The sequence below is a fragment of the Anaeromyxobacter oryzae genome (assembly GCF_023169945.1).
Taxonomy (GTDB): domain Bacteria; phylum Myxococcota; class Myxococcia; order Myxococcales; family Anaeromyxobacteraceae; genus Anaeromyxobacter; species Anaeromyxobacter oryzae.
This window is the reverse complement of record NZ_AP025591.1, coordinates 6,505,386-6,527,269: the sequence shown is the minus strand read 5'-3', so window position 1 is coordinate 6,527,269 and position 21,884 is coordinate 6,505,386. Positions and strand designations below refer to the sequence as shown.

At 73.4% G+C, this 21,884-nt stretch carries 24 protein-coding genes and 1 tRNA gene; 16 read left to right on the top strand and 9 right to left on the bottom strand.

What is annotated here, in order from left to right:
• Nucleotides 1-9 precede the first annotated feature (9 nt).
• Entirely contained in the window at nt 10-255 is a 246-nt protein-coding gene (locus AMOR_RS28700; protein ID WP_248357186.1) for a helix-turn-helix domain-containing protein, read from the bottom strand.
• Between the two features lie 233 nt (nt 256-488).
• Here AMOR_RS28700 and AMOR_RS28695 point away from each other — a divergent pair, with 233 nt between their 5' ends.
• The 3 genes from AMOR_RS28695 to AMOR_RS28685 are packed head-to-tail and all read left to right on the top strand — an operon-like array spanning nt 489 to nt 3,828.
• The gene (locus AMOR_RS28695) at nt 489-1,808 is read left to right on the top strand and encodes a M16 family metallopeptidase (RefSeq protein ID WP_404800928.1); all 1,320 of its coding nucleotides are present in this window, start codon (nt 489-491) and stop codon (nt 1,806-1,808) included.
• Nucleotides 1,805-3,124: a M16 family metallopeptidase gene (locus tag AMOR_RS28690; RefSeq protein WP_248357184.1), complete on the top strand. Its 1,320-nt coding sequence runs from the start codon at nt 1,805-1,807 to the stop codon at nt 3,122-3,124. Before AMOR_RS28695 ends, AMOR_RS28690 begins: the two co-directional genes overlap by 4 nt.
• 8 nt (nt 3,125-3,132) lie before the next feature.
• Nucleotides 3,133-3,828, top strand: coding sequence for an RluA family pseudouridine synthase (locus AMOR_RS28685; protein WP_248357183.1), 696 nt, complete (start codon nt 3,133-3,135; stop codon nt 3,826-3,828).
• Nucleotides 3,829-3,830: 2 nt separating this feature from the next.
• Here AMOR_RS28685 and AMOR_RS28680 read toward each other — a convergent pair whose 3' ends face one another.
• Together AMOR_RS28680 and AMOR_RS28675 are read right to left on the bottom strand one after the other, a co-directional pair.
• On the bottom strand, nt 3,831-4,601 hold the full coding sequence (locus AMOR_RS28680) for an SH3 domain-containing protein (RefSeq protein ID WP_248357182.1): 771 nt from the start codon (nt 4,599-4,601) through the stop codon (nt 3,831-3,833).
• A gap of 110 nt (nt 4,602-4,711) precedes the next feature.
• Nucleotides 4,712-5,128: a hypothetical protein gene (locus AMOR_RS28675; RefSeq protein ID WP_248357181.1), complete on the bottom strand. Its 417-nt coding sequence runs from the start codon at nt 5,126-5,128 to the stop codon at nt 4,712-4,714.
• Between the two features lie 96 nt (nt 5,129-5,224).
• Here AMOR_RS28675 and AMOR_RS28670 point away from each other — a divergent pair, with 96 nt between their 5' ends.
• From AMOR_RS28670 to AMOR_RS28635, 8 genes are all read left to right on the top strand, one after another.
• Nucleotides 5,225-5,977, top strand: coding sequence for an MlaE family ABC transporter permease (locus AMOR_RS28670; protein ID WP_248357180.1), 753 nt, complete (start codon nt 5,225-5,227; stop codon nt 5,975-5,977).
• Nucleotides 5,978-5,984: 7 nt separating this feature from the next.
• Nucleotides 5,985-6,731, top strand: coding sequence for an ABC transporter ATP-binding protein (locus AMOR_RS28665; protein ID WP_248357179.1), 747 nt, complete (start codon nt 5,985-5,987; stop codon nt 6,729-6,731).
• A 25-nt stretch (nt 6,732-6,756) separates the two neighbouring features.
• On the top strand, nt 6,757-8,460 hold the full coding sequence (locus AMOR_RS28660) for an MlaD family protein (RefSeq protein ID WP_248357178.1): 1,704 nt from the start codon (nt 6,757-6,759) through the stop codon (nt 8,458-8,460).
• Nucleotides 8,461-8,604: 144 nt separating this feature from the next.
• The gene (locus tag AMOR_RS28655; RefSeq protein WP_248357177.1) at nt 8,605-9,123 is read left to right on the top strand and encodes a TlpA family protein disulfide reductase; all 519 of its coding nucleotides are present in this window, start codon (nt 8,605-8,607) and stop codon (nt 9,121-9,123) included.
• A gap of 40 nt (nt 9,124-9,163) precedes the next feature.
• Nucleotides 9,164-9,370: a DNA gyrase inhibitor YacG gene (locus tag AMOR_RS28650; RefSeq protein WP_248357176.1), complete on the top strand. Its 207-nt coding sequence runs from the start codon at nt 9,164-9,166 to the stop codon at nt 9,368-9,370.
• On the top strand, nt 9,367-10,305 hold the full coding sequence (locus AMOR_RS28645) for a 2-hydroxyacid dehydrogenase (protein ID WP_248357175.1): 939 nt from the start codon (nt 9,367-9,369) through the stop codon (nt 10,303-10,305). Before AMOR_RS28650 ends, AMOR_RS28645 begins: the two co-directional genes overlap by 4 nt.
• A gap of 68 nt (nt 10,306-10,373) precedes the next feature.
• Nucleotides 10,374-11,099 carry a tyrosine-protein phosphatase gene (locus AMOR_RS28640; protein ID WP_248357174.1) on the top strand — a complete coding sequence of 242 codons (726 nt, stop codon included), beginning with the start codon at nt 10,374-10,376 and terminating at the stop codon, nt 11,097-11,099.
• Nucleotides 11,096-12,145 (top strand): lysylphosphatidylglycerol synthase transmembrane domain-containing protein, encoded by a 1,050-nt coding sequence (locus AMOR_RS28635; protein WP_248357173.1) that lies wholly within the window; start codon nt 11,096-11,098, stop codon nt 12,143-12,145. Before AMOR_RS28640 ends, AMOR_RS28635 begins: the two co-directional genes overlap by 4 nt.
• On the opposite strand, the gene AMOR_RS28630 is transcribed toward AMOR_RS28635, so the two are convergent.
• The 4 genes from AMOR_RS28630 to AMOR_RS28615 all read right to left on the bottom strand — a co-directional run bounded on the left by AMOR_RS28630 (nt 12,142) and on the right by AMOR_RS28615 (nt 14,186).
• A complete protein-coding gene (locus AMOR_RS28630; protein ID WP_248357172.1) occupies nt 12,142-12,315 on the bottom strand; it encodes a hypothetical protein in 174 nt (57 codons plus the stop codon). The genes AMOR_RS28635 and AMOR_RS28630 overlap by 4 nt on opposite strands.
• Entirely contained in the window at nt 12,312-12,479 is a 168-nt protein-coding gene (locus AMOR_RS28625; protein ID WP_248357171.1) for a hypothetical protein, read from the bottom strand. The genes AMOR_RS28630 and AMOR_RS28625 overlap by 4 nt, the downstream gene beginning before the upstream one ends.
• A gap of 174 nt (nt 12,480-12,653) precedes the next feature.
• Entirely contained in the window at nt 12,654-13,769 is a 1,116-nt protein-coding gene (locus AMOR_RS28620) for an FAD-binding protein (RefSeq protein WP_248357170.1), read from the bottom strand.
• A gap of 343 nt (nt 13,770-14,112) precedes the next feature.
• A tRNA-Met gene (locus AMOR_RS28615) sits at nt 14,113-14,186 on the bottom strand.
• A gap of 127 nt (nt 14,187-14,313) precedes the next feature.
• Here AMOR_RS28615 and AMOR_RS28610 point away from each other — a divergent pair.
• The 5 genes from AMOR_RS28610 to AMOR_RS28590 all read left to right on the top strand — a co-directional run bounded on the left by AMOR_RS28610 (nt 14,314) and on the right by AMOR_RS28590 (nt 19,574).
• Entirely contained in the window at nt 14,314-15,183 is an 870-nt protein-coding gene (locus AMOR_RS28610; protein WP_248357169.1) for a hypothetical protein, read from the top strand.
• Nucleotides 15,184-15,263: 80 nt separating this feature from the next.
• The gene (locus AMOR_RS28605) at nt 15,264-17,033 is read left to right on the top strand and encodes an acyl-CoA mutase large subunit family protein (protein ID WP_248357168.1); all 1,770 of its coding nucleotides are present in this window, start codon (nt 15,264-15,266) and stop codon (nt 17,031-17,033) included.
• Between the two features lie 94 nt (nt 17,034-17,127).
• Complete coding sequence (locus AMOR_RS28600) at nt 17,128-17,895, top strand: class I SAM-dependent methyltransferase (protein WP_248357167.1); 768 nt, start codon at nt 17,128-17,130, stop codon at nt 17,893-17,895.
• Complete coding sequence (locus AMOR_RS28595) at nt 17,892-18,314, top strand: cobalamin B12-binding domain-containing protein (RefSeq protein WP_248357166.1); 423 nt, start codon at nt 17,892-17,894, stop codon at nt 18,312-18,314. The genes AMOR_RS28600 and AMOR_RS28595 overlap by 4 nt, the downstream gene beginning before the upstream one ends.
• Before the next feature lie 114 nt (nt 18,315-18,428).
• Nucleotides 18,429-19,574 (top strand): C45 family autoproteolytic acyltransferase/hydolase, encoded by a 1,146-nt coding sequence (locus AMOR_RS28590; protein WP_248357165.1) that lies wholly within the window; start codon nt 18,429-18,431, stop codon nt 19,572-19,574.
• 2 nt (nt 19,575-19,576) lie between these two features.
• On the opposite strand, the gene moaA is transcribed toward AMOR_RS28590, so the two are convergent.
• On the bottom strand, nt 19,577-20,587 hold the full coding sequence (moaA, locus tag AMOR_RS28585; RefSeq protein WP_248357164.1) for a GTP 3',8-cyclase MoaA: 1,011 nt from the start codon (nt 20,585-20,587) through the stop codon (nt 19,577-19,579).
• A gap of 55 nt (nt 20,588-20,642) precedes the next feature.
• Nucleotides 20,643-21,740 carry an HD domain-containing phosphohydrolase gene (locus AMOR_RS28580; RefSeq protein ID WP_248357163.1) on the bottom strand — a complete coding sequence of 366 codons (1,098 nt, stop codon included), beginning with the start codon at nt 21,738-21,740 and terminating at the stop codon, nt 20,643-20,645.
• Nucleotides 21,741-21,884: the final 144 nt, after the last annotated feature.

Sequence of the window (21,884 nt, the reverse complement as noted above, 5' to 3'; positions counted from 1 at the left end):
CCGCCTGGTTCATTCCTCGGCGACGATGCGGGCGGCGGGGATGCCGAGAGCGCGCGCGATGGCGACGACGGTCGTGTACGGCGGGTTCCGGCCGCCGCGCTCGATGAGGCTCACGTAGGCGACCGACAGCTCGAGGGCCTCCGCGAGGGCCTCCTGCGTCATTCCGCGCGTGCGGCGGTGCTCGCGGACGCGCTCGCCGAGCCGGCGCAGGTCGTCGCGGCGAGGGTCACGCTGCGTCTTCGTCTTGTTGGGCATGGTGGATGGGGTCAGGGCTGGATCCGCGTGGTGAAGGTCTCGGACTCCAAGGGTCGCGCGGTCGGTCGTTTTAGGTCCAACGGCTTTGGACCGTCCACCGACCCTGGGTCCTATCGACGGTAGGTTTGGGAACACGCAGAGGAACGCGGTCCATTCCTGATATCGGTCCGGAGCCCCGGGTCGGCAAACGACCCGGGGGTCCGACGGCCCGAGGCGAGCGGCCGGGCGCTTCCGTGGACGGTGTGGCGTGGCGCGGCTATCTTCGCGACGTGCCACCGCGACCCACGCCGTCCGTCCTCGAGCTCGCCGACGTGCGGGCTCACACGCTCCCGAACGGCCTCCGCGTCCGCGTCCTGCCGGACCGGAGCGTCCCGACCGTGAGCTACTACACCTTCTTCCAGGTCGGCTCGCGCAACGAGCGCCTCGGCACGACGGGGATCAGCCACCTCTTCGAGCACATGATGTTCAACGGCGCCGCCAAGTACGGCCCGAAGGAGTTCGACCGCGTGCTCGAGTCCCGCGGCGGACACTCGAACGCCTACACCTCGAACGACGTGACGGCGTACTACGAGGACTTCGCGGCCGACGCCCTGCCCACGGTTGTCGATCTCGAGTCCGACCGGATGCGGTCGCTCCGCCTCACGTCCGACTCGCTCGAGCAGGAGCGCGAGGTCGTCAAGGAGGAGCGCCGCCTCCGCACGGAGAACTCGATCTTCGGCCTCATGGAGGAGCAGCTCGAGGCGCTCGTCTTCCTTGCGCACCCGTACCGCTGGCCGGTGATCGGGTGGATGGAGGACATCCAGCGGATCACGCGCGACGACTGCGAGGCCTTCTTCCGCACCTACTACGCGCCGAACAACGCCGCGGTCTACGTCGTCGGCGACGTCGAGTCGGACGAGACCATCGCGCTCGTCGAGCGGCTGTACGGCGACGTCGCTGCCGGCCCGCGCCCGGCGCCGGTCCCGCAGGGCGAGCCCCCGCAGCGCGGCGAGCGCCGCGCGACCGTCCGCTATCCCGCCCAGGCGCCGGCGCTCCTCGCCGGCTGGCGCGGCCCGGCGGCGCGCAGCCCGGACTCGGCGGCGCTCGACGTCCTGCAGGTCTGCCTCGCGGTGGGCGAGTCCTCCCGCCTCCGCCGGCGCATGGTCCAGGAGCTGGAGCTCGCGGTCTCGGTCTCCATCAGCTGGGGGTGGCGGATCGACCCCGGCGTCTTCCTCGCGTTCGCGGAGCTGTCGCCCGGCGTCACGGTGCCGAAGGCGGAGGCGGTCCTCTGGGAGGAGGTCGCCCGGGCCGCCGAGAAGGGCGTCACGGCCGCGGAGGTCAAGCGAGCCCAGGCCCTCCTCCGGAGCTCGGTGCTGCACGAGCTCGCGACGCACCACGGCGTCGCCCACGCGCTCGGCCAGGCCGAGGCGCTCCTCGGGGACTGGCGCGAGGCCGGCCGCGCGCTCGAGCACTACGCGGCCGTCTCGCCGCGCGACGTGCGGCGCGTCGCGGCCGAGTACCTCGATCCGACCCGCAGGTGCGTCGTCGTCCTCGAGCCCGAGGTGATCCGGTGAGCGCTCCCATCACGCTGCCGCCGATCCACCGGGAGCGGCTCCCGAACGGCCTCGCCGTGATCGTCGCCGAGCGGAGCGGCGTCCCGCTCGTGGCGGCCCGCCTCGTGCTCCGCGGCGGCGCCTCCCTCGATCCCGCGGGCCGCTCCGGGCTCGCCCACCTGGTCGCGCTCACCGCGCGGCGGGGCACGCGGACGCGGTCGGGGCCGGAGATCGACCTCGCGGTGGAGTCGCTGGGCGCCGAGCTCGGCGCCGGCGTCGACGAGGACGCGACCTACTTCGGCCTGTCGGCGCCGGTCGAGGTCCTCCCGCGGTGCCTCGACATCCTCTCCGACGTGACGACCGGCCCGACGTTCCCGGCGAAGGAGGTCGACCGGCTCCGCCGGCGCGAGGTGGCGGGCCTCGCCCACGACCTCGACGAGCCCAGCGTCGTCGCGGACCGGGCGATGCTCGCGGCGGCGTACGGCGATCACCCGTACGGTCATGCGGCCGAGGGGCGGGTGAAGGACCTCACCGCGGCACGGCGCGGCGACGTCGTCGGGTACCACGCCCGCCACTACCGGCCATCGGAGGCGTTCGTGGTCGTGGTCGGCGCGGTCCGCACGGCCGACGTCCTGCCGCTCGTGCGGCGCCGGTTCGGCGGCTGGCGCGCGCCCGGCGGCGCCGGGCCGGCGGTGGCGCCCCCGGCGCCGCCCCGCACCGCCGTCGTCGTCGTGGACAAGCCGGACCTCACGCAGACGCAGGTCCGGATCGTGTCCGAGGGCTTCCCGCGGAAGAGCCCGGACTACTTCTCCGGGATGGTGGCGAGCGCGATCCTCGGCGGCGGGTTCACCTCCCGCCTGATGGAGGCGATCCGCGTCGAGCGCGGCCTGTCGTACGGCGTCCGGAGCCGGTTCGCGACGAACGGCGCCGGTGGCGTGTTCTTCATCTCGACGTTCACGAAGGTCGAGACCACCACGGAGATCGTCCAGGTCGCGCTCGATCAGACGGCCCGCTTCGCCGAGGAGGGGCCTTCCGGCGAGGAGCTGGAGCGGACGCAGAGCTACCTCTGCGGCCTGTATCCCCTCTCGCTCGAGACGCACGATCAGCTCGCGGAGAAGCTCGCGGACCTGGAGCTGTTCGGCCTGCCCGACGACGAGGTGACCGGCTTCCGGGATCGCGTCCGGGCGGTCACGCCGGACGCGTGCCGGGCCGCAGCGCGTCGCTACCTCCCGCTCGAGCGCCGGGTCGTGGTCGCGGTGGGGCCGGCGAAGGCCATCGCCCGCGGGCTCGAGCGGTTCGGGCCGGTGAGGATCGTCCCGGCCCGGAAGATGGTCTGAGGTCCGCGATGACCGCCCCCGCCGTCCTCCACGAGGACGGATACGTCCTCGCCGTCGACAAGCCCCCAGGCCGGCTCGTGATCCCCGGCCGGCAGGGCGGCGAGCCGAGCCTCCGCGAGGAGCTCGAGGCGAGCCACGGCCGGCTGTGGGTCGTCCACCGGCTCGACCGCGGCACGAGCGGCGTCCTCGTGTTCGCCCGCACCGCCGAGGCGCACCGGACGCTGAACCTCGCGTTCGATCGCGGCGAGCCGCGGAAGCGCTACCTCGCCCTCGTCCGCGGCTCCCCGCCGCCCGAGCGGCGCATCGACGTCCCCATCGCGCCCGCGCGGCGCGGCCGGATGCGGCCCGCGCGCTCGGGGGATCCGCGCGGGAAGCCGTCCGCGACGGTGGTCCGCCTGGTCGAGACGTTCCCGGCGCGGCCGTGGGCCGGTGGCGCGCTCGCCCTCGTGGAGGCGCTGCCGGAGACCGGCCGGACGCACCAGATCCGCGTCCACCTCGCCGACGCGGGCTGGCCGCTCGCCGTCGACCCGGACTACGGGCAGGAGGAGCCGCTGCGCGGTCCCGACGCCCGCATCCTGCTCGGGCGCACGCCGCTCCACGCGTCGCGGCTCGAGCTGCGCCACCCGGCGACGGGCGCGGCGCTCGTGCTCGAGGCGCCGCTCCCGGCCGATCTCGCGGAGACCCTCGCGGCGCTGCGCGGGTGAAGCTACTGCTTCGGCGCGCTCTCCGGCTGGCCCGGCGCCGGGCCGCCGGCCGGGATCACCACCGCGCCGTCGGGCGCGGGCGGCTCGTCGCCGAGCTCCTTCGCGAGCACGTCCACGAGGGCCACGCCCGCGAAGTGCTCGCGGGCGAGGGCGAGCGCCTGGAGGGCCTCGTCCTTCTTGCCGGCCCGGACGAGCCAGCGCGCCTTCTCAACCAGCTTCGCGACCGCGACCTCCTTCTCGCCCGTCGCGAGGCGCTCGGCGAGCACCCACGCCGTCTGCGCGCCGGCGACGTTGACCTCCGCGAAGGGCGGCCGCTGCTTCAGGACGAGCACGAGCGTGCCGGGCTCGATCTTCCGCTTCGCGTTCGCGGCGAGCAGCTCGGGGCGGTCGAACACGTCCGCGGCGACGAGCACGGTCGCCTCCGTCGCGGCGTCCTCGAGGAGCGCCGTGCGCCGGAGCCAGCCCTCGTGGTCGTCGGAGAGGCGGATCCTGGCCCAGTCGTCCTTCGCCTCGACGAGCGTCACCTTCTCTCCGCGGTGGAGCGTCGCGAGGTAGTTGGTGACGTCCTTGCCGGTCGGCCCGGGCACCTTCGCGGCGTCGGTCGGCCCGCGCCGGAGCGCGACCACGGCGGTCACGTACGCGCTCGAGGCGACGGGCCCGGTCGCCGGGGCCGCCGCGCCGGCGGCGCCGGGAGTGGCGTCGGGGGAGGGCGCCTTCGACCGGCCGCACGAGAGGAGGGCGGCCACGACGGCGAGTGCGAGGGCGAAACGCATCGGATCACCAGCTCCCCGCGCGTGGCGCGGGATGTCGGAGGGAGGAGCCGACGGCGAAGCTACCGGAAGGGGAGGCGGCGGGGAAGCGGCCGCCGCTGTGCGCGGAGGGCCTACCCGCGGCCGTGGACGAGGATCTTCACGTCCGAGCGGAAGGTGATCTCCACCTTCCCCGCGTCGCGGATCGCGGAGACGAACCCGCGGCCGAAGATCGGGTGATCGACCACGTCGTCCACCGCGAACGTCTTCTTCGGCGAGTACGGCTGGGCGCCGGAGACGTTCCGGGTGCCGAGCAGCTCGTCGAACGCCACGGCCACCGGCCGCTCGCGCGGGACGGCGGCCCTCGAGCCCGCCGGACGGCTGGCCGCCGCCTTCGCGGCGCCGATCGGCCCCTTGTAGCGATGGACGGCGTGGCAGGTGTTGCACTCGACCTTCACGGGCCGCCCTGACACCACCGCGTGGACCGTGTGCGCCAGCGTGAGCTGGCACTTCGTGCAGAACGCATCGACCTCGCCGCCGACCTTGACCATGGGGGCGCGCAGTATAGCGACGACCCCCGGCGACCGCACCTCCCCGCCCGCGCGAAAACGGGCGCTCCGGGGGGCGGCGTGCGAGAATGCGCCGCGATGAGAGCGCTTCGTGCCGCCTTCGAGGACTTCGGGCGGATGCTGTTCTTTGCCGTCGAGACCGTCGCGTGGGCGTTCCGCCCGCCGTTCCGGCTCGAGCTCGTCCTCGCCCAGATGGCCTTCATCGGGGCGGGCTCCGCGTTCATCGTGGGGGTGACGGGCACGTTCGCGGGGATGGTGTTCGGGCTGCAGATGAACTACGCGATGAAGCAGTTCGCCGCGGAGGGCTACGTGGGCGGCTCGACCGCCTTCGCGCTCTCGCGCGAGCTGTCGCCGGTCTTCACGGCGCTCATGGTGACGGGCCGGGCAGGCAGCGCCATCGCGACCGAGCTCGGCACGATGCGGGTGACCGAGCAGCTCGACGCCATGGAGTCGATGGCGGTCTCGCCCATCCAGTACCTCGTCGTCCCGCGGGTGATCGCGTCCATCGCGATGTTCCCGGTCCTGACGATGCTGTTCGACGCCCTCGGATACGCGGGTGCGTACTTGATGGGCATCTACGTGGCCGGCATCCCGGAGGGGCCGTTCATCGCGCACACCCGCGAGTTCGTCGGCCTCGACGACATCTTCCACGGGCTCTGGAAGGCGGTCGTCTTCGGGGCGATCGTCTCCGTCATCACGACCTGGCGCGGGTACTCCGCGAGCGGGGGCGCGCGGGGCGTCGGCGAGGGCACCACGCGCGCCGTCGTGGCGAGCTCCATCGCGATCCTCGTCGCGGACTACGCGGCGACGGTCATCTTCGTGGGGACCTGACTCCGCCGTGATCCAGGTGATCGATCTCTGGAAGTCGTTCGGCGACAACCACGTCCTGAAGGGCGTGAACCTCACCGTGCCCACCGGGCAGACCTACGTCGTGCTGGGCGGGTCGGGCTCGGGGAAGACCGTGCTCATGAAGCACGTCATCGGCCTCCTGAAGCCCGACCGCGGACGGGTGATCGTGGAGGGCGTGGAGATCTCCGCGCTCACCGGGAAGGCGCTCACCGAGGCCCGGCAGCAGTTCGGGATGGTGTTCCAGGGCGCCGCACTCTTCGACTCGATGAACGTGTTCGACAACGTCGCGTTCCCGCTCCGCGAGCGCCACCGCGGCGAGCGCATCAAGTCGGACGAGGTGCGCACGCGCGTCGTCGAGAAGCTCAAGGTGGTGGATCTCGGCGAGGAGGTCCTGGGGCGCTGGCCGGCGGAGCTCTCCGGCGGCATGCGGAAGCGCGTCGCGCTGGCGCGGGCGCTCGTCTCCGACCCGCAGGTCGTGCTCTACGACGAGCCGACCACGGGTCTCGATCCCATCACCACGAACTACGTGGACGAGATGATCCTCCACGCCAAGGAGCGGCTCGGTATCACGAGCATGGTGATCTCGCACGACATCGCCAGCGCTTTCCGTGTGGCCGATCGCCTGGCGGTGCTCTACGATGGGCACCTGGCGGCCGAGGGGACGCCCGCGGAGGTGCGCGACAGCAAGGACCCCTTCGTGCAGCGGTTCCTCTCCACGTGGTTCGAGAAGCAGTGACCCGAGACTCGTCCAGCGCGACGCCGTGAAGCCCGCCCTCAACAAGGCTGTCGCCGTCGGCGTCCTCGTCGCGATCGCGGGGGCCGCGTTCCTGTTCGCGTTCACCTTCTTCAAGAAGGGCGGCTACTCGAGCGGCGACAGCTACCTCGTGCGGGCGCACTTCTCGGACGCGACCGGCCTCACCTGGAAGAGCAGGGTGCAGATCGCGGGCATTCAGATTGGAGAGGTGACCAAGATCTCCCTCGACCGCGCGAAGGCGCTCCTCGAGATCCGCATCAAGAAGGACGTCCAGCTCCACACCGACGCCTGCCTCTTCAAGGCGTTCCCGTCGGCGCTGCTGCCCGACGCGCTTCTCGAGGTCGTGCCCGGCTCGGAGGACAAGCCGCTCCTCTCGTCGCTGCCGGAGTCGGAGCGCGAGATCACCTGCGTCCGCGAGGCGACGAGCGTGCAGCAGCTCCTCGACTCCATGGCCAAGATCGCGAACGACGTCCAGATCGTGACGGGCGACCTCGCGGCGACGGTGAAGGGCGACCAGGGCAGCCTGCGGGAGATCATCGAGAACCTCGCGCGCATCACGCGGCAGGTCGAGACCGTCGTCAGCCAGAACGGCCAGACGCTCACCGACATCCTCGCGAACACCCGCGAGTTCACCGGCGACCTCCGCGACATCTCCGGGCGCGACAAGGAGCGGATCCACAGCATCATCCGGAACGTCGACGAGCTCACCGCGCAGCTCCGCACCGTCGCGGCGAGCGCGCAGACGATCCTCGGCGTCGAGCCGGGCGCTCCGGGCGCGACCGGCGTGCCCGGCGCATCGGGCGCCCCGGGCGCCCCGGGCGCGCCCGCCGCGGGCGGCCCGCTCTCGCCGGCGCAGGCCGAGGCGCGCGCGCAGGCGAAGGGCGTGCAGCAGGCCGTGGCGCGGCTGAACGACAGCCTCGCCAAGCTCGACGACATGCTCGGGAAGGTGAACGAGGGGAAGAGCGTCGCCGGCAAGCTCCTCGTCGACGAGCGGCTCGGGCGCAAGCTCGGCAACGCCATCGAGGGCGTGTCGGACTACGTCGACCGGCTGCAGAAGCTCCAGATCGAGCTGAACCTCCGCTCCGAGTGGCTCCTCAACCAGAGCATCGAGGAGGGCCGCCCGGGCGCGAAGATCTACGTGGGCGCGAAGCTCCTGCCCCGCCCGGACAAGTTCTACCTGCTCGAGGTGGTGAGCGATCCGCGCGGTGTCGACACGCTCACGACGGAGACCATCACCACCCGTCAGCCGGGCTCCACGACGGAGACGACGACCGTCGTGAACCGGACGCTGCACGAGGACCGGTACACCTTCTCGGCCCAGATCGGGAAGCGGTACGGCGCGATGACGTTCCGGGCCGGCCTCATCGAGAGCTCGGGCGGCGTCGGGACCGACCTCCACCTCCTCGACGACGCGCTCCAGCTCTCGGTCTCGATGTACCAGTTCACCCGCGTCGGCCAGAACGTCTACCCGCGCGCCAAGGTCTGGCTGAACTACAACCTGCTGCAGCACTTCTTCCTCACGACGGGCGTCGACGACTTCCTGAACCGGTGGCAGAGCCTCTCGAGCGTCGGCGGCCGGAAGTTCAACATCGGCACCGACGTCTTCTTCGGCGCGGGCATCTTCTTCACGGACGACGACCTCAAGACCCTCCTCATCTCCGGCTCCGGCAGCGCGGTGGGGAACGTCACCAGCAGCTCCGGCGCCAAGTAGGGGCCGGTGTCGAGGCGCCGCGCGGTCCCTCCGATGGCCGGGCCCCCGCGGGATGACGGATGGAACCCTCGGCGCCGCGCGTGGCTCCGAGCCCATGGGGCCGGGCGACGGCCGTGGCTATACTCCCCGGGGCGAGGTCTCAGGATGACGAACTGGCTCAAGCTGGCGGTCCTGGTCGTGGCAGCGGTGGTCGTGACGCAGCTGCTGGTCCGGAGGTCGGACCGGATCCTCCCGCCGCAGGGCGCCGCCGCGCCGCAGCTCGTCCTCCCCGACCTCGAGGGCCGCGCGCGGGACCTCTCCTCGCTGAAGGGCAAGGTCGTCGCCGTGAACTTCTGGGCGACGTGGTGCCCGCCGTGCCGCCGCGAGCTGCCCGGGCTGGCCGCGTTCTACCGCTCTCACCAGGGGCGCTGCTTCGAGATGCTCGGCGTGGCCGAGGAGTCCGGGCGCGCCGACGTGCTCGCTGCGGCGCGGAGCATCCCGTATCCCATCCTCTTCGACGCCGACGCCGGCGCCCTCGAGCCGTGGGGCATCCAGGGATACCCGGCGACCTTCGTCCTCGATCCGGAGGGGCACGTCCGCCAGGTGTTCCGGGGCGAGGTGGAGCCGGCGCAGCTCGCGGAAGCGGTGGCGCCGCTGCTCCCCGGGACCTGCCCGCGCAGCTAGCGCCCTGGCGCGAGCGGCGGCGCCGGGGTAAATCCCGGCCGTGCCCAGCGACGCCACTCCCTGCCCCATCTGCGGCCGCCCGGCGCCCCGGCGCCCGGCGAATCGCTCGCACCCGTTCTGCTCCGATCGCTGCCGGCTGATCGACCTCGGCAAGTGGCTCGGCGAGGCGTACCGCGTCCCCGGCCCGCGCGCCGGCGACGGCGCTGAGTCGCCGGGCCGGCCGGTGGAGCAGGAGGACGAGCCGTGAAGCCGGTGCTCTGCATCGCGCGCCCGCTCCCCGGCGGCGACCTCCGGCCGCTCGAGGCGCTGTTCGAGATCCGCGGCGGCTCCGCCCCGCTCTCGGGCGCCGCGCTCGTGGACGCCGCCCGGGACGCACGAGCGCTCGTCGTCACGTACATCGACCGCGTGGACGTCCCGCTCCTCTCCGCGCTGCCGGCGCTCTCGCACGTCGCGTCCTACGGAGTCGGCGTGAACCACATCGACCTGGACGCCTGCCGCGCGCGCGGCGTCCTCGTCACGAACACCCCGGGCGTCCTCACGGACGCGACCGCCGATCACGCGATGGCGCTCCTCCTCGCGTCCGCGCGGCGGGTCGCCGAGGGAGACCGCATCGTGCGCGCCGGCGGCTGGACGGCCCTCGACCCGGCGTGGATGCTGGGGACGCAGGTGACGGGGAAGACGCTCGGCATCGTGGGGTTCGGGCGGATCGGGCAGGCGGTGGCACGCCGGGCGGCGGGCTTCGATCTGAAGATCCTGTACACGGGCCCGCGCGAGGTGCCGTTCCCCGGGGCGCGGCGCCTGCCGCTCGACGATCTCCTCGCGGTCGCCGACTTCGTGTCGCTGAACGTCCCGCTCACGAACGAGACCGAGAACCTCCTCTCCGCGGGGCGGATCGCCCGGATGAAGCCGGGGGCGATCCTCGTGAACACCGCCCGCGGATCCGTCGTCGATGACGTCGCGCTCGCGTCGGCGCTCGAGTCGGGGCGTCTCGCGGCGGCGGGCCTGGACGTGTTCCGCGACGAGCCGCGCGTCCCGGAGCGCTTCCGGCGGCTCCCGAACGTGGTCCTCACGCCGCACCTCGGCTCGGGAACCCGCGAGACGCGCGCCGCCATGGCGCGGATGGTCCTCGACGAGCTGCAGCGCGTCGCCCGCGGCGAACCGCCCCGGCACCGCGTCGTCTAGGTCCGCGCAGACCGGGACCCTTCCTGGCCCGCCGGGGGGCGGTGTGGTATTGACCGCGGGCCGTTCCCATGGGCTTCGTCGACCTGCACAACCACCTGCTGTACGGCATCGACGACGGCTGCGAAACGCCTGGCGAGACGCTCGAGGCGGCGCGGCTGCTCGTCGCCCTCGGCTACGACGAGGCGGCGCCGAGCCCGCACGCCGTGCCGGAGCTGCCGAGCGGCGACGCGGCCGTGTGCGACGCCCGCCGCGCGGACGTGGAGTCGCTGCTCGCGCGCGAGGGGATCGCGCTCGCGCTCCACGCGAACGCCGAGAACCGGCTCGACGAGGCGTTCCTCGCGCGCACGGAAGTGCCCGGCCGCCGCGGCATCGGCTCGTCGCAGCGGTGGGTGCTGGTCGAGGCGCCTTTCCAGACCGGCGTCCCCGCGCTCGCGGACCTGGTCTTCCGGCTCCGCCGCAAGGGTGTGGCGCCGCTGTTCGCGCATCCCGAGCGGTGCGTGGAATTCGAGCGCATCGGCCGGGCCGAGGAGGTCGTGCGGCTCGGGGGCGCGCTCCAGCTCAACCTCGGCGCACTGGCCGGCGCGTACGGGAAGGGCGCGCGGAAGCTCGCCGAGCGATTCCTCGGAGATGAGCTCTACGCGGTGGCCGCGACGGACCTGCACGCGCCGCAGAACGCGCGGCGCTGGCTCGAGGACGGGCTCGCCGCGATCGAGAAGCGGGCGGGAAAGGCCACCCTCGAGCGCCTGTGCGCGGGCAACCCCCGCCGCATCCTCGCGGGGGAGGAGGTCGCGTGAAGCGGATCGTCCAGGCGGTCGTGGGGCTCGCCATCTCCGCCGTGGCGCTCTGGCTCACGCTCCGCGGCAAGGATCTCGGCGCGGTGCTCGGCGCGATGCGCGACGCCGACTACCGCTACCTCTGGCTGTACGTGCCGTTCCTGGTCGCCATCCATGTCTCGCGCACGGTGCGCTGGGGCATCCTGCTCGAGCCGGTCGCGAAGGTGCCGTGGAGCCGCCTCAACGCGGTGTCCGCGGTCGGGTTCATGGCGCTCGTGATCCTCCCGTTCCGTCTCGGCGAGTTCGCGCGCCCGTACCTCGTCGCGGAGCGGCCGCGGATCCGCGTCTCGGCGGCGCTCTCGTCGGTGGTGGTCGAGCGGGTCGCGGACGGGCTCTTCACCGGCCTGCTCCTCGTCGTGTCGCTCCTGTTCGTGCCGGACGGCACGCCCGGCATCCGGGTGCTGCGCGCGGGCGGCGTCGTCGTCTCGCTCGCCTTCGCGGTGGTGCTCGCGTTCCTCGTCCTCGCATACCGGAACCGGACGCGCGCGGTCGCCCTGGTGACGCGCCTCCTCGCGCCGGTCTCCCCCCGGATCGCCGCGCGCGCCGGGGGGATGCTCGACGCCTTCATCCACGGGCTGCGGCTCGTGCCCTCGCGCGGGAAGGTCGCGCTCTTCTTCGCGCTCACCGCCGCGTACTGGGGCGTGAACGCGTGGGGCATGGTCGTGCTCGCCCGTGGCTTCGGCTTCCACCTCGACGCGACGGCGGCGTGCACGCTCCTAGGCGTGCTGGTGGTCGGCGTCATGATCCCGGCGGGCCCCGGGATGGTCGGCACGTTCCAGGGCGCGGTGGTGCTCGGGCTCGGCCTGTTCGCGCCGAAGGCGATCGTCGCCACGCACGGCGTCGCCTACGCGAACGTGCTCTGGGCCGCGCAGCTCGGCTTCCAGACGGCGATCGGCGTCTTCTTCCTCTTCTCGCGCCACATCCAGCTCGGGCGGGTCTTCTCCGCGCCGGCCGAGGTCGGCGCGGGGCTCGAGGCGGAGGAGACGCAGTACCGCGCCGAGGGCTAGAGCGCGATCGCGTCGGGTGGCGGCGCCTCGTCGCGCGTCTCGGCGGCGCGAGCGAAGGCGACGTCCATCTCCGACAGGAAGCAGGCGTCGAGCGCGTCGTCGATCTCGCGCAGGAAGGCGTCCAGCTCGGACGCCTGCGGGTCGCCGAAGGGCAGGTCGAGATTCGTCACATCTCCTCCTCGAGCCAGCGGAGCAAGGCGTCCTTGATGCGGTCCGCCGTCCGGTTCTCCGGCCGGGGCAGCGGCAGCTGCGGCGTCTTCGGCGCCTCGAGCGGAAGCTCCCGCGGTGCGAACTCCTCGGTCCGCGTCGAGAGGGAGGGGACGGTCTTCCGCATCGCGAAATCCTCCGATATCGCCGGCCAGCCCGACCCTCGTACCATGCGCAAACCCGGGGTCAAGAAAACGGCCGCCCGGGAGTGAGGGTGGGTCAGCGTGGAGGGTGCGATAGCACCTCGGTCTGACACGGCGCGGCGACGCCGGGAGAACAGCGGGCGCCACGCGACGAGCGCTCACCGTGGCGCGCGGGCGAGCGCCGCGAGCCGGGCCGGGGTCGCGCGGGGCGACTCGCCGACCGCCATCGCGCCGACGCCGCTCGCGAGGATGGCGCGCCGGACGAGGGGCACGTACAGCGCTGGGGACTTCCAGCTCTTCCAGCGGATCGCGCGCCGGAGCCCCGCCGTGCGCGCGCGGTAACGCGCGAACCAGCCGTCGAGGCCGGGCTCGAGCGCCTCGGCGAGCGCGGCCGCGCTGCGGAGGGCGAAGCTCACCCCCTCCGCGCTGCTCGGGCTCACGAACCCGGCGGCCTCGCCGGCGAGCGCGACGCGCCCGCCGCCGCAGAGGAGCTCGGCCGGCGCGGGCCGGTGGAGGAGCGTCCCTTCGCGTCCGAGGGTGCGTCCGTGCCGGACCCCGGCGCCTTCGAGCGCGGCGACGATGCGCGCGAACCGCGCCGGCGCGTCGCCGCCCTGCGGGAGCGCGGCGCCGATGACGAGCCGGTCGGCCTTCGGGATCGCCCAGCCATAGAAGTCGGTCGCCGCGGCGTCGAAGAGCGCCGTGTAGCAGGGGTCCGCGCTCCGTGCCTCGAACCACTCCTGGATCGCGACGTAGGTCGTGGGCTCGGGCGTGCGCGGGAACGCGAGCCGACGTACGCGCGACCCGGCGCCGTCGGCGCCGACGACGAGTCGGGCGCGCTCCACGCACGGACCACGCGGCCCCCAGAGCTCGACCGCGATCGCGGTGCCCTCGTCGCGCAGCGCCACCGCGCGAACGCCCATCCGGACCTCCACCTCCGGCGGCACGAGCGCGCGGAGCCAGGCGTCGAAGCGGCCCCGGTCGACGTTCAGGTACGAGCGCGGGTAGTGGCGCTCGCGCCCGCTCGCGACGTCGATCGCGCGGACGGCGAAGAGCTGCGGCCCGACGAGCGCGTCGCCCGGCAGGCCGAGCCCGAGCGCCGCGAGCGCGCGCTGCGCGTCCGGCGCGAGGAGCCCGCCGCAGCACTTCGCGCCGCGCGGCCCGAGCTCGCACGCGCCGGTCCGACGATCGACGAGCAGCGTGCGGAGCCGTGCCCCCGCGAGCCGCGCGAGCGTCGCGCCGGCCGGTCCTGCGCCCACCACGATGAGGTCGTACATCGCGCCTCCCGCGCGTTCCGTGTCCCGCCGGCCACGTGGCCGGCGTGGCCACCCGGCGCCGGCGCGAAGACGCCACGCCGCAAGTCCGCGCAGCGCCGCCGGTTCCGGATGGCGAGGGGAGCGGAATGCAGCAGGGGTGCCACGCGGCCGCCTCGCGGCGGCCTTCGAGTGGTGAGGGGGAGAATCGAACTCCCGACCTAGGGATCATGAGACCGGCGGCGGCGCCTTCGGCGCCTGTCGCTCGCTGGCGCGAGCGGGCCGCCGGCTTCGCCGTATCTAAGTCGGGGGCTCCGCCCCCGACGCCCCCGAAAACAAGAAAGGCCGCCTCGCGGCGGCCTTCAAGTGGTGAGGGGGAGAATCGAACTCCCGACCTAGGGATTATGAGACCCTCGCTCTAGCCGACTGAGCTACCTCACCGAACCGGCTTGAGAACGCGGGTTTATAGAGGCTCGGTCCGCGACCGTCAAGGGCGGCGCGCGCGACGCGATCGCGGAGACGCGAGGTTCGGGCGGGAGCGGACCGAACGTTCTGGTACCCTTACGGGATGCGCGTTCTCTTCGCTGCCTCCCTCGCACTGCTCGCCTCCGGCTGCGCCGCTCCTTCCTTCGTGGGCCAGACCGGCCGGACGACGCCGAAGGGCTCCGTCCGCTTCGGCGCCGGCTCGGGATACCAGCTCAGCACGCAGGCCGCGAACGTCGTGAAGGACGGTCGAGACGCCGCGCAGACGCTCCGCTCGCGATCGTCCACGTGCCCCGGCGGATCGGGCCAGTGCTGGTCGCAGGCGGACGTCGAGCCGGTCGTGGACGCCGCGTTCCGCTTCGCGGTGCTCGCGCCCATCTCGAGCCACACCGAGATCTCCGGTCGCTACGGGCTCGCGGACGGCTTCGACGTCGGCCTGCACTGGGGGCCGGACTCGCGCGCGATCGACGCCGGCTTCCAGGTCTTCGGTCCGGTCGACCCCGCCGCGGACGGCTGGGCGGGCACGGTGCTCGCCGGCTACGGGCAGCGGTCGCTCGGGACGCTCGGCGACGTGATCGAGAACGTCTTCCAGGGCGACGCGAGCCTCCAGGACTGGCAGGCCACCTTCGTCGCCGGCCGGCAGTGGAGCCAGATGGTCCACGCGTACGTCGGCGGCAGGTACGTCCTCACCCACTGGAAGCTCCAGGTGATCCCCGACCTGCCCATCGTGTTCGACGGCGGGGAGATGCAGAAGGCGCTCCTCGGCACGGATTCGAGCGGGAACGTGCACCAGCTCTCGGCGGTGTTCGGCGGGGCGGTCGGGTACAAGCACCTCTTCGTCGGCGCGGAGCTGAACCTCGTCCAGACCTTCGGGTCGGCCGAGGTCCTGTTCCGGCAGCGCGACCTCGCCGGCTTCGGCGTGATGCCGGCCGTCTACGTGTACGGACAGTACTGAACGGCCGGCTGCCCCCCAAGGCCCCCTGTCGCACCCGTCCCGATCGGCTAGATTTCGGAGACCAGCGAAGGGGGCAGCGCATGGGCTCGAAGGTCGCGAAGGACCTGAACCCGCAGCACGGCGCGCCGCGCGGCGAGACGCCCGCCGCGCCGGACCACGCCGACACCGCGCTCTACGGCCGCGAGGAGATCGCCCAGGTGCTCGCGGGGCGCGACGCGTGGACGCGGGAGGAGCTCGCGGATGCGCTCGCGAGGCTCCCCCGGCGCAAGCCCGCGTTCCAGACGGACTCGGGCATCCCGATCCCCGACGTCCTCGATCCGGCGAGCGTGCGCGAGCACGACTACCTGCGCGACGTGGGCTGGCCCGGCCGGTATCCGTTCACGCGCGGCCCGCAGCCGACCATGTACCGGGGCCGGCTCTGGACGATGCGCCAGTTCGCGGGCTTCGGGACGCCGAAGGACACGAACGCGCGCTTCAAGTACCTGCTCCAGCACGGCATGACCGGGCTCTCGACGGCCTTCGACATGCCTGCGCTCATGGGCTACGACGCGGACCACCCGATGAGCCGCGGCGAGGTCGGGAAGGAGGGCGTCGCGATCTCCACGCTCGAGGACTTCGAGATCCTCTTCGAGGGGATCCCCCTCGGCGACGTCACCACCTCGATGACGATCAACGCGACGGCGGTCATCGCCCTCGCGATGTACGTCGCCGTCGCGGAGAAGCAGGGCGTGCCGCGCGCCAAGCTCGGCGGGACGATCCAGGCCGACATGCTGAAGGAGTACATCGCGCAGAAGGAGTGGATGATCCCGCCGGCGCCCGCGGTGAAGATCGTCTGCGACATGATCGCCTTCTGCGCGAAGGAGATGCCGCGCTGGAACCCGGTGTCGATCTCCGGGTACCACATCCGCGAGGCGGGGGCGACGGCGGTCCAGGAGCTCGCGTTCACCCTCGCGGACGGCATCGAGTACGTGCAGGAGTGCGTCGAGCGCGGCCTCGCGGTCGACGACTTCGCGCAGCGGCTCTCGTTCTTCTGGGACGTGCACAACGACTTCTTCGAGGAGGTCGCGAAGTTCCGCGCCGCGCGCCGGATCTGGGCCCGTACGATGAAGGAGCGGTTCGGGGCGAAGCGGAAGGAGTCGCTGCTGCTGCGGACCCACGCGCAGACGGCGGGCGTGTCGCTCACGGCGCAGCAGCCGTACAACAACGTGATCCGGACGACGCTGCAGGCGTTCGCGGCGGTGCTCGGCGGGACGCAGTCGCTCCACACCAACTCGCTCGACGAGACCTACGCGCTCCCCACCGAGGAGGCGGTCACGATCGCCCTCCGGACGCAGCAGCTCATCGCGTACGAGTCCGGGGCGGACCGGGTGATCGATCCGCTCGGCGGCAGCTACTACGTCGAGTACCTCACCGACGAGATGGAGCGGCGCGCGCTCGAGTACATCCGCAAGATCGACGCGATGGGCGGGATGCTCCGCGCCGTGGAGGAGGGCTTCCCGCAGCGCGAGATCGCGGAGAGCGCCTACCGGTGGCAGCGGGAGATCGAGAGCGGCGAGCGGACCGTGGTCGGGGTGAACGCGTTCCGGACGGAGGGCGACGAGCCCATCCCGATCCTCAAGATCGACGAGACCGTCGCGCGCGAGCAGATCGAGCGGCTCCGGGCGACGAAGACGCGCCGGAGCGGCGCGCGCGTCGCGGAGACGCTCGCGGGCGTCGAGCGCGCGGCGCGCGACGGGGCGAACCTCGTGCCGCCCGTCATCGAGGCGGTGAAGGCCTACGCGACGCTGGGGGAGATCTCCGACGTCCTCCGGAAGGTGCACGGCGTCTACCGCGAGGACGGGCGGTTCTAGGGCGCCGGCGGCTGGCCGGCCGGCGAGAGGACCTCGAGGGGCAAGGGCTCGACCGCTGGCGGGCAGGAGGCGCCCGGTGGGCTAGAGTCCGGGCGTGCCCGCTCACTGGACGGACGACTACTACGGCGACCTCTACCTCGACTCGATCGCGGATCTGCTCACGCCGCGCCTGTCGGCGCTCGAGGCGGAGGTGATCGCGGGGCTGCTGGGCGTCGGACCGGCGGATCGGGTCCTCGATCTCGCGTGCGGGCACGGGCGGCACGCGTGGCCGCTCTCGGCGCGGGCGGGGAGGGTGTTCGGGCTCGAGCGGAGCCGGGCCTACCTCGCGCGGGCGAGCGCGACCTCGCGCCCGCCTCCCCGGCGCCCGCTCTTCGTCCGCGCGGACGTCCGCGCGCTCCCGCTCCGGGCCGGAAGCATCGACGCGGCGTTCTCCTGGTACGCGTCGCTGTTCATGTTCGACGACGCGACGAACGAGGCCTGCCTCGCCGACCTCGCGCGCACGCTCCGCCCGGGTGGGCGCGCGCTCGTGCACCACGCGAACCCGCTCCGGCTCGCGCTCGAGCCGCGCGACGCAGCGCGTCGCACGCTTCCGGACGGCTCCACCGTCGAGGAGGTCTCGGCGTTCGATCCCGCGACCGGCGTCGATCGGTGCAGCCGACGGCTGGTCCGGACCTCCGGCACGGTGCTGGCGGGCACCGCGGAGTTGAGGTACTACAGGCCCTCCGAGTGGAGGCCGCTGTCGGAGCGCGCGGGCCTCCGCCTCGTGGAGCTGACGAGTACGACGGACGCGGGCCGGACGCCGCGCCCGGACCTGGGTCCCGAAGCGCCGGATCTGATCGCCCTCCTGGAGAAACCGAGATGACGCCCGCCAAAGAGCGCCCCCTCCGCATCCTCGTCGCGAAGCCCGGTCTCGACGGCCACGATCGCGGCGCCAAGATCATCGCGCGCGCGCTGCGTGACGCCGGGTTCGAGGTCATCTACACCGGCCTGCACCAGACGCCCGAGATGATCGTCGCGGCGGCGGTCCAGGAGGACGTGGACGCCATCGGACTCTCGATCATGTCGGGCGCGCACATGACCCTCTTCCCGGCGGTCGTCGAGCTGCTGAAGGAGAAGGGCGCCTCGGACATCGTCGTCTTCGGCGGCGGGATCATCCCGCAGGACGACGTTCCGCGCCTGAAGGAGAAGGGCACCGCCGAGGTGTTCCTCCCCGGCTCGCCCACCCAGGCGATCATCGAGTGGATCCGGGCGAACATCCGCCCGCGCGCCGCCGCGGCGTAGCGCACTGCGCCGCGGGTGAACGTCGGGGTCCCCCGTGCGGCCCCGCCCCGCGCCGGTCCTCCCGCACCTCGCCGTGCGGATCGAGATCTTCCCCCTCACCGGGAGAGTCTCGGCATGGCGCTGCGCGTCGAGGAACGCATCGTGGCGGGCGAGGACGGGGACGCGATCGTCGTTCACCACCTCGTCCTGCACGGCTCGAACCGCGCCATCGGCCGTCACCTCGGCGACGTGGCGCGCGCGCGCTACCACCTCGCGCCCGCGCCCGCGATCGATCCGCTGCGCGCCCGCGTCCAGCGCGAGTGGCTCCGCCGGAACGCGCCGGTGCTCTTCGAGCGGATGCGCGGCGTCGCCGACGCGTTCCGCGTGGACGTCGGCGCGGACGGCCTGGATCTCTCGCGTCTCGGCGCGCCGCCGCCCACCGCCGGCTGCTCGGCGATCTTCCTGCCGCCCCGCGCGACGGCCGTCGGCCACCCGCTCGTCTCGCGCGCCTTCGACTTCGCCGCGCCGGTGGCGGGCCGCGCGCCGCCCGGCGTGGCACCCGCCGCGTCGCGCCCGTACGTCCTCGAGACGCATCCCGACGAGGGCCACGCAGCGCTCGCCCTCGTCGCGTTCGACCTCCTCGGCGCGGCGCTCGACGGCGTGAACGCCGAGGGGCTCTGCGTCGTCGCCGCTTCCGACGTGGAGTCTCCGGCGGCGGAGCCCGATCCCGCCGGAATCGGGCTCGACGAGCTGCAGATCGGGCGCGTCCTCCTCGACTCCTGCGCGACCGCGCAGGAGGCGCGCGAGCTGCTCCTCTCGGCGAAGCACCACTACGCCGCCGTCCCGGCGCACTGGCTGGTCGCGGACCGGCACGGCGACGCGTTCGTCTTCGAGGTCGGGCCGGGGCGAAACCGCGTCCACCTCGTCGAGGCGCGGGCGGAGCCGCTCGTCCTCACGAACCACCCGCTCCACCGCTACCCGGCGGACGAGGCGCTCCCCCGCGCCGCCGGGCCGGTCGGCACGTACGCACGGTACAGGCTGCTCCGCGCCGCGCTCGCGGAGGCCCTGGCGCCGTGGCGCGCCGAGGCGCTCGGCGCCGTCGCGGAGCGCGCGTTCGTGGGACCCGCCGGCTGCGATCGGACGCTCTGGCACGGCGTCTACGACCTCGCGGAGCGGTCGCTCGAGGCGACGTTCTTCCTCCGCGACGAGCCCGATCCCGCGCGCGCCCGGGGAACGCGCACGGTGCGGACGCCGGCGCTGCGCTTCGAGCTTCAGGCCTAGCTCTACCCGCCGGTGCCGATCATCGGCAGGAGCTTCCCGCGCGCGTGCTCGAGATCGTGGCGGGCGCCCTTGCCGAGCAGCGCCGCGCGGATCGCGGCCGCGACGTCCGCGTCGCTCGCGCCGCCGCGGAGCAGCTCCTTCAGGCCGAGCCGCTCGCGCCCGCCGAGGCACGCCCGCAGCGAGCCGTCCGCGCCGACGCGGACCCGGTTGCACGACTCGCAGAAGTTCTCCGTCATCGCGCCGATGAACCCGACGAGGCCGGTCACCGGCCGGCCGCCGGCCGACGATGCGCCGCGCATGTGATACGCGGGGCCCCAGCCGCGCGTCGCGTCCGGCTCGAGGCGGATCCCCTGCGCCTCGAGGAGCCGCTTCACCTCCGCGGTGGGCACGGGCGCCCCGGGCCCGAACGGCATGAGCTCGATGAAGCGCGCCGTCGCGCCGAAGCGCCACGCGAAGCGCGCGAGGTCCCCCAGCTCGTCGTCGTTCTCGCCCTTCACGACGACGACGTTCAGCTTCACCGACGCGAACCCCGCGGCGTACGCAGCCTCGATGCCCGCGACGATCCGGTCGAGCGTCGCGGCCCGGCCGGCGATCCGGCGGAGCTTGTCGGGGTGGAGCGTGTCGAGCGAGACGTTGAGCCGGGTGACGCCCGCCTCGCGGAGCGGCCGCGCGAGCGTCGCGAGGAGGTGTCCGTTCGTCGTGAGCGCGATCTCGTCGATGCCCGGCGCGGAGGAGACGTCGCGGACGACGTCGAGGAGATCCTTCCGCAGCGTCGGCTCGCCGCCGGTGAGCCGCACGCGCCGGATGCCCAGCGCGCCGAAGATGGCGGCGAGGCGCGCCACCTCCGTGCGCTCGAGCGGGTCCTCGTGGGTCTCGGCGGACGCGGGCGAGCAGTAGCTGCACCGGAAGTTGCAGCGGTCCGTCAGCGAGAGCCGCAGGTAGACGATCCGCCGACCCTGGCCGTCGACGAGCGGCGCCGGTGGCGCGGCGGGATCGGGCAGGCTCTCGGGCACGGGGCCGCTTTATATCCCGGAGCGGTCCACGAACGCCACGCCGCCCCGCGGGCCCTCAGCGCGCCGGGAACAGCGCGGCCATCGCGCCGGGCGGCGCCGGCCGCGCGAGGCGGGCGAGCTCGTCCTCGCCGATCGAGAGGAACGCGTCCGCGCACCTGGGGTCGAACTGGGTCCCCGCGCAGCGGGCGATCTCGGCGCGGGCGGCGTCGACCCCGAGCGCGCGCCGGTAGGGCCGGTCGCTCGTCATCGCGTCGTACGTGTCCGCGACGGCGAAGATGCGCGCCGGGAGCGGGATGGCCTCGCCCGCGAGGTTGCGCGGGTAGCCGCCGCCGTCGAAGCGCTCCTGGTGGCACAGCACCATCTCCGCGGGCCCGGCGAGGAAGTCCACGGTCCGGAGGATGTTCGACCCGGTCCGAGGGTGCTTCCGCATCTCCACCCACTCGTCGGGCGTGAGCGCCCCGGGCTTGAGCAGGATGGCGTCCGGGACGCCGATCTTGCCGATGTCGTGGAGCAGGGCGCCGCGGCCGACGTCGGCCCACTCGCGCTCGGGGACGCCGAGGCGGCGCGCCACCGCGAGCGTGTAGCGGACGACCCGCTGGGAGTGGTCGCTCGTCTCGTGCTCCCGCGCGTCGAGGGCCGCGACCAGCGTCCAGAGCGTCTGCGAGTACGTGCTCTCGAGGTCGCGCAGCGCCCGCGAGAGCTCCGAGGTCTTCTCCCGGACGCGCTGCTCGAGGCCTTCCTGGTAGCGCACGCGCGCGAGCGCGAGCGAGCGGCGGCCGAGCGCTCGCTCGATGGCCCGGATGAGGTCCGTGACCTTCGGCGGCTTCAGCAGGTAGTCGGCGGCGCCGTTCCGGAGGCACTCGACCGCGGCCTCGGTGTCGCCGTAGGCGGTGAGCATGATGACGGCGGTGTCCGCGCTGGCCTCGCGGATCCGGTCGAGCAGCCAGAACCCGTCGTGGCCCGGCATGCGGACGTCGCTGATCACGAGGGGAAAGCGCGTCGAACGCAGCGCGTCCAGGGCCGCGTCCGCGCTGGAGACCGCGGTGACCGCGTACCCGTCCTCGCCGAGCAGCACGGAGATGACGTCGCGGACGGCCGCGTCGTCGTCGACGACGAGGATCGGGGTGGCGTCCTGGGCGGGCAGCTCCGGCATGGCGGGCAGTCTAGTCGCTGGCGCGTTTCCGCCCCAAGAGGGGGAGACTCGCGTCGCGGAGCTCCATGCGCCAGGACTCCCCAGTGTGTAGGGTAAGGTGAGGCGCACGGGCGAACGAGCGCCGCGTCTTGACCCGCCTCACCC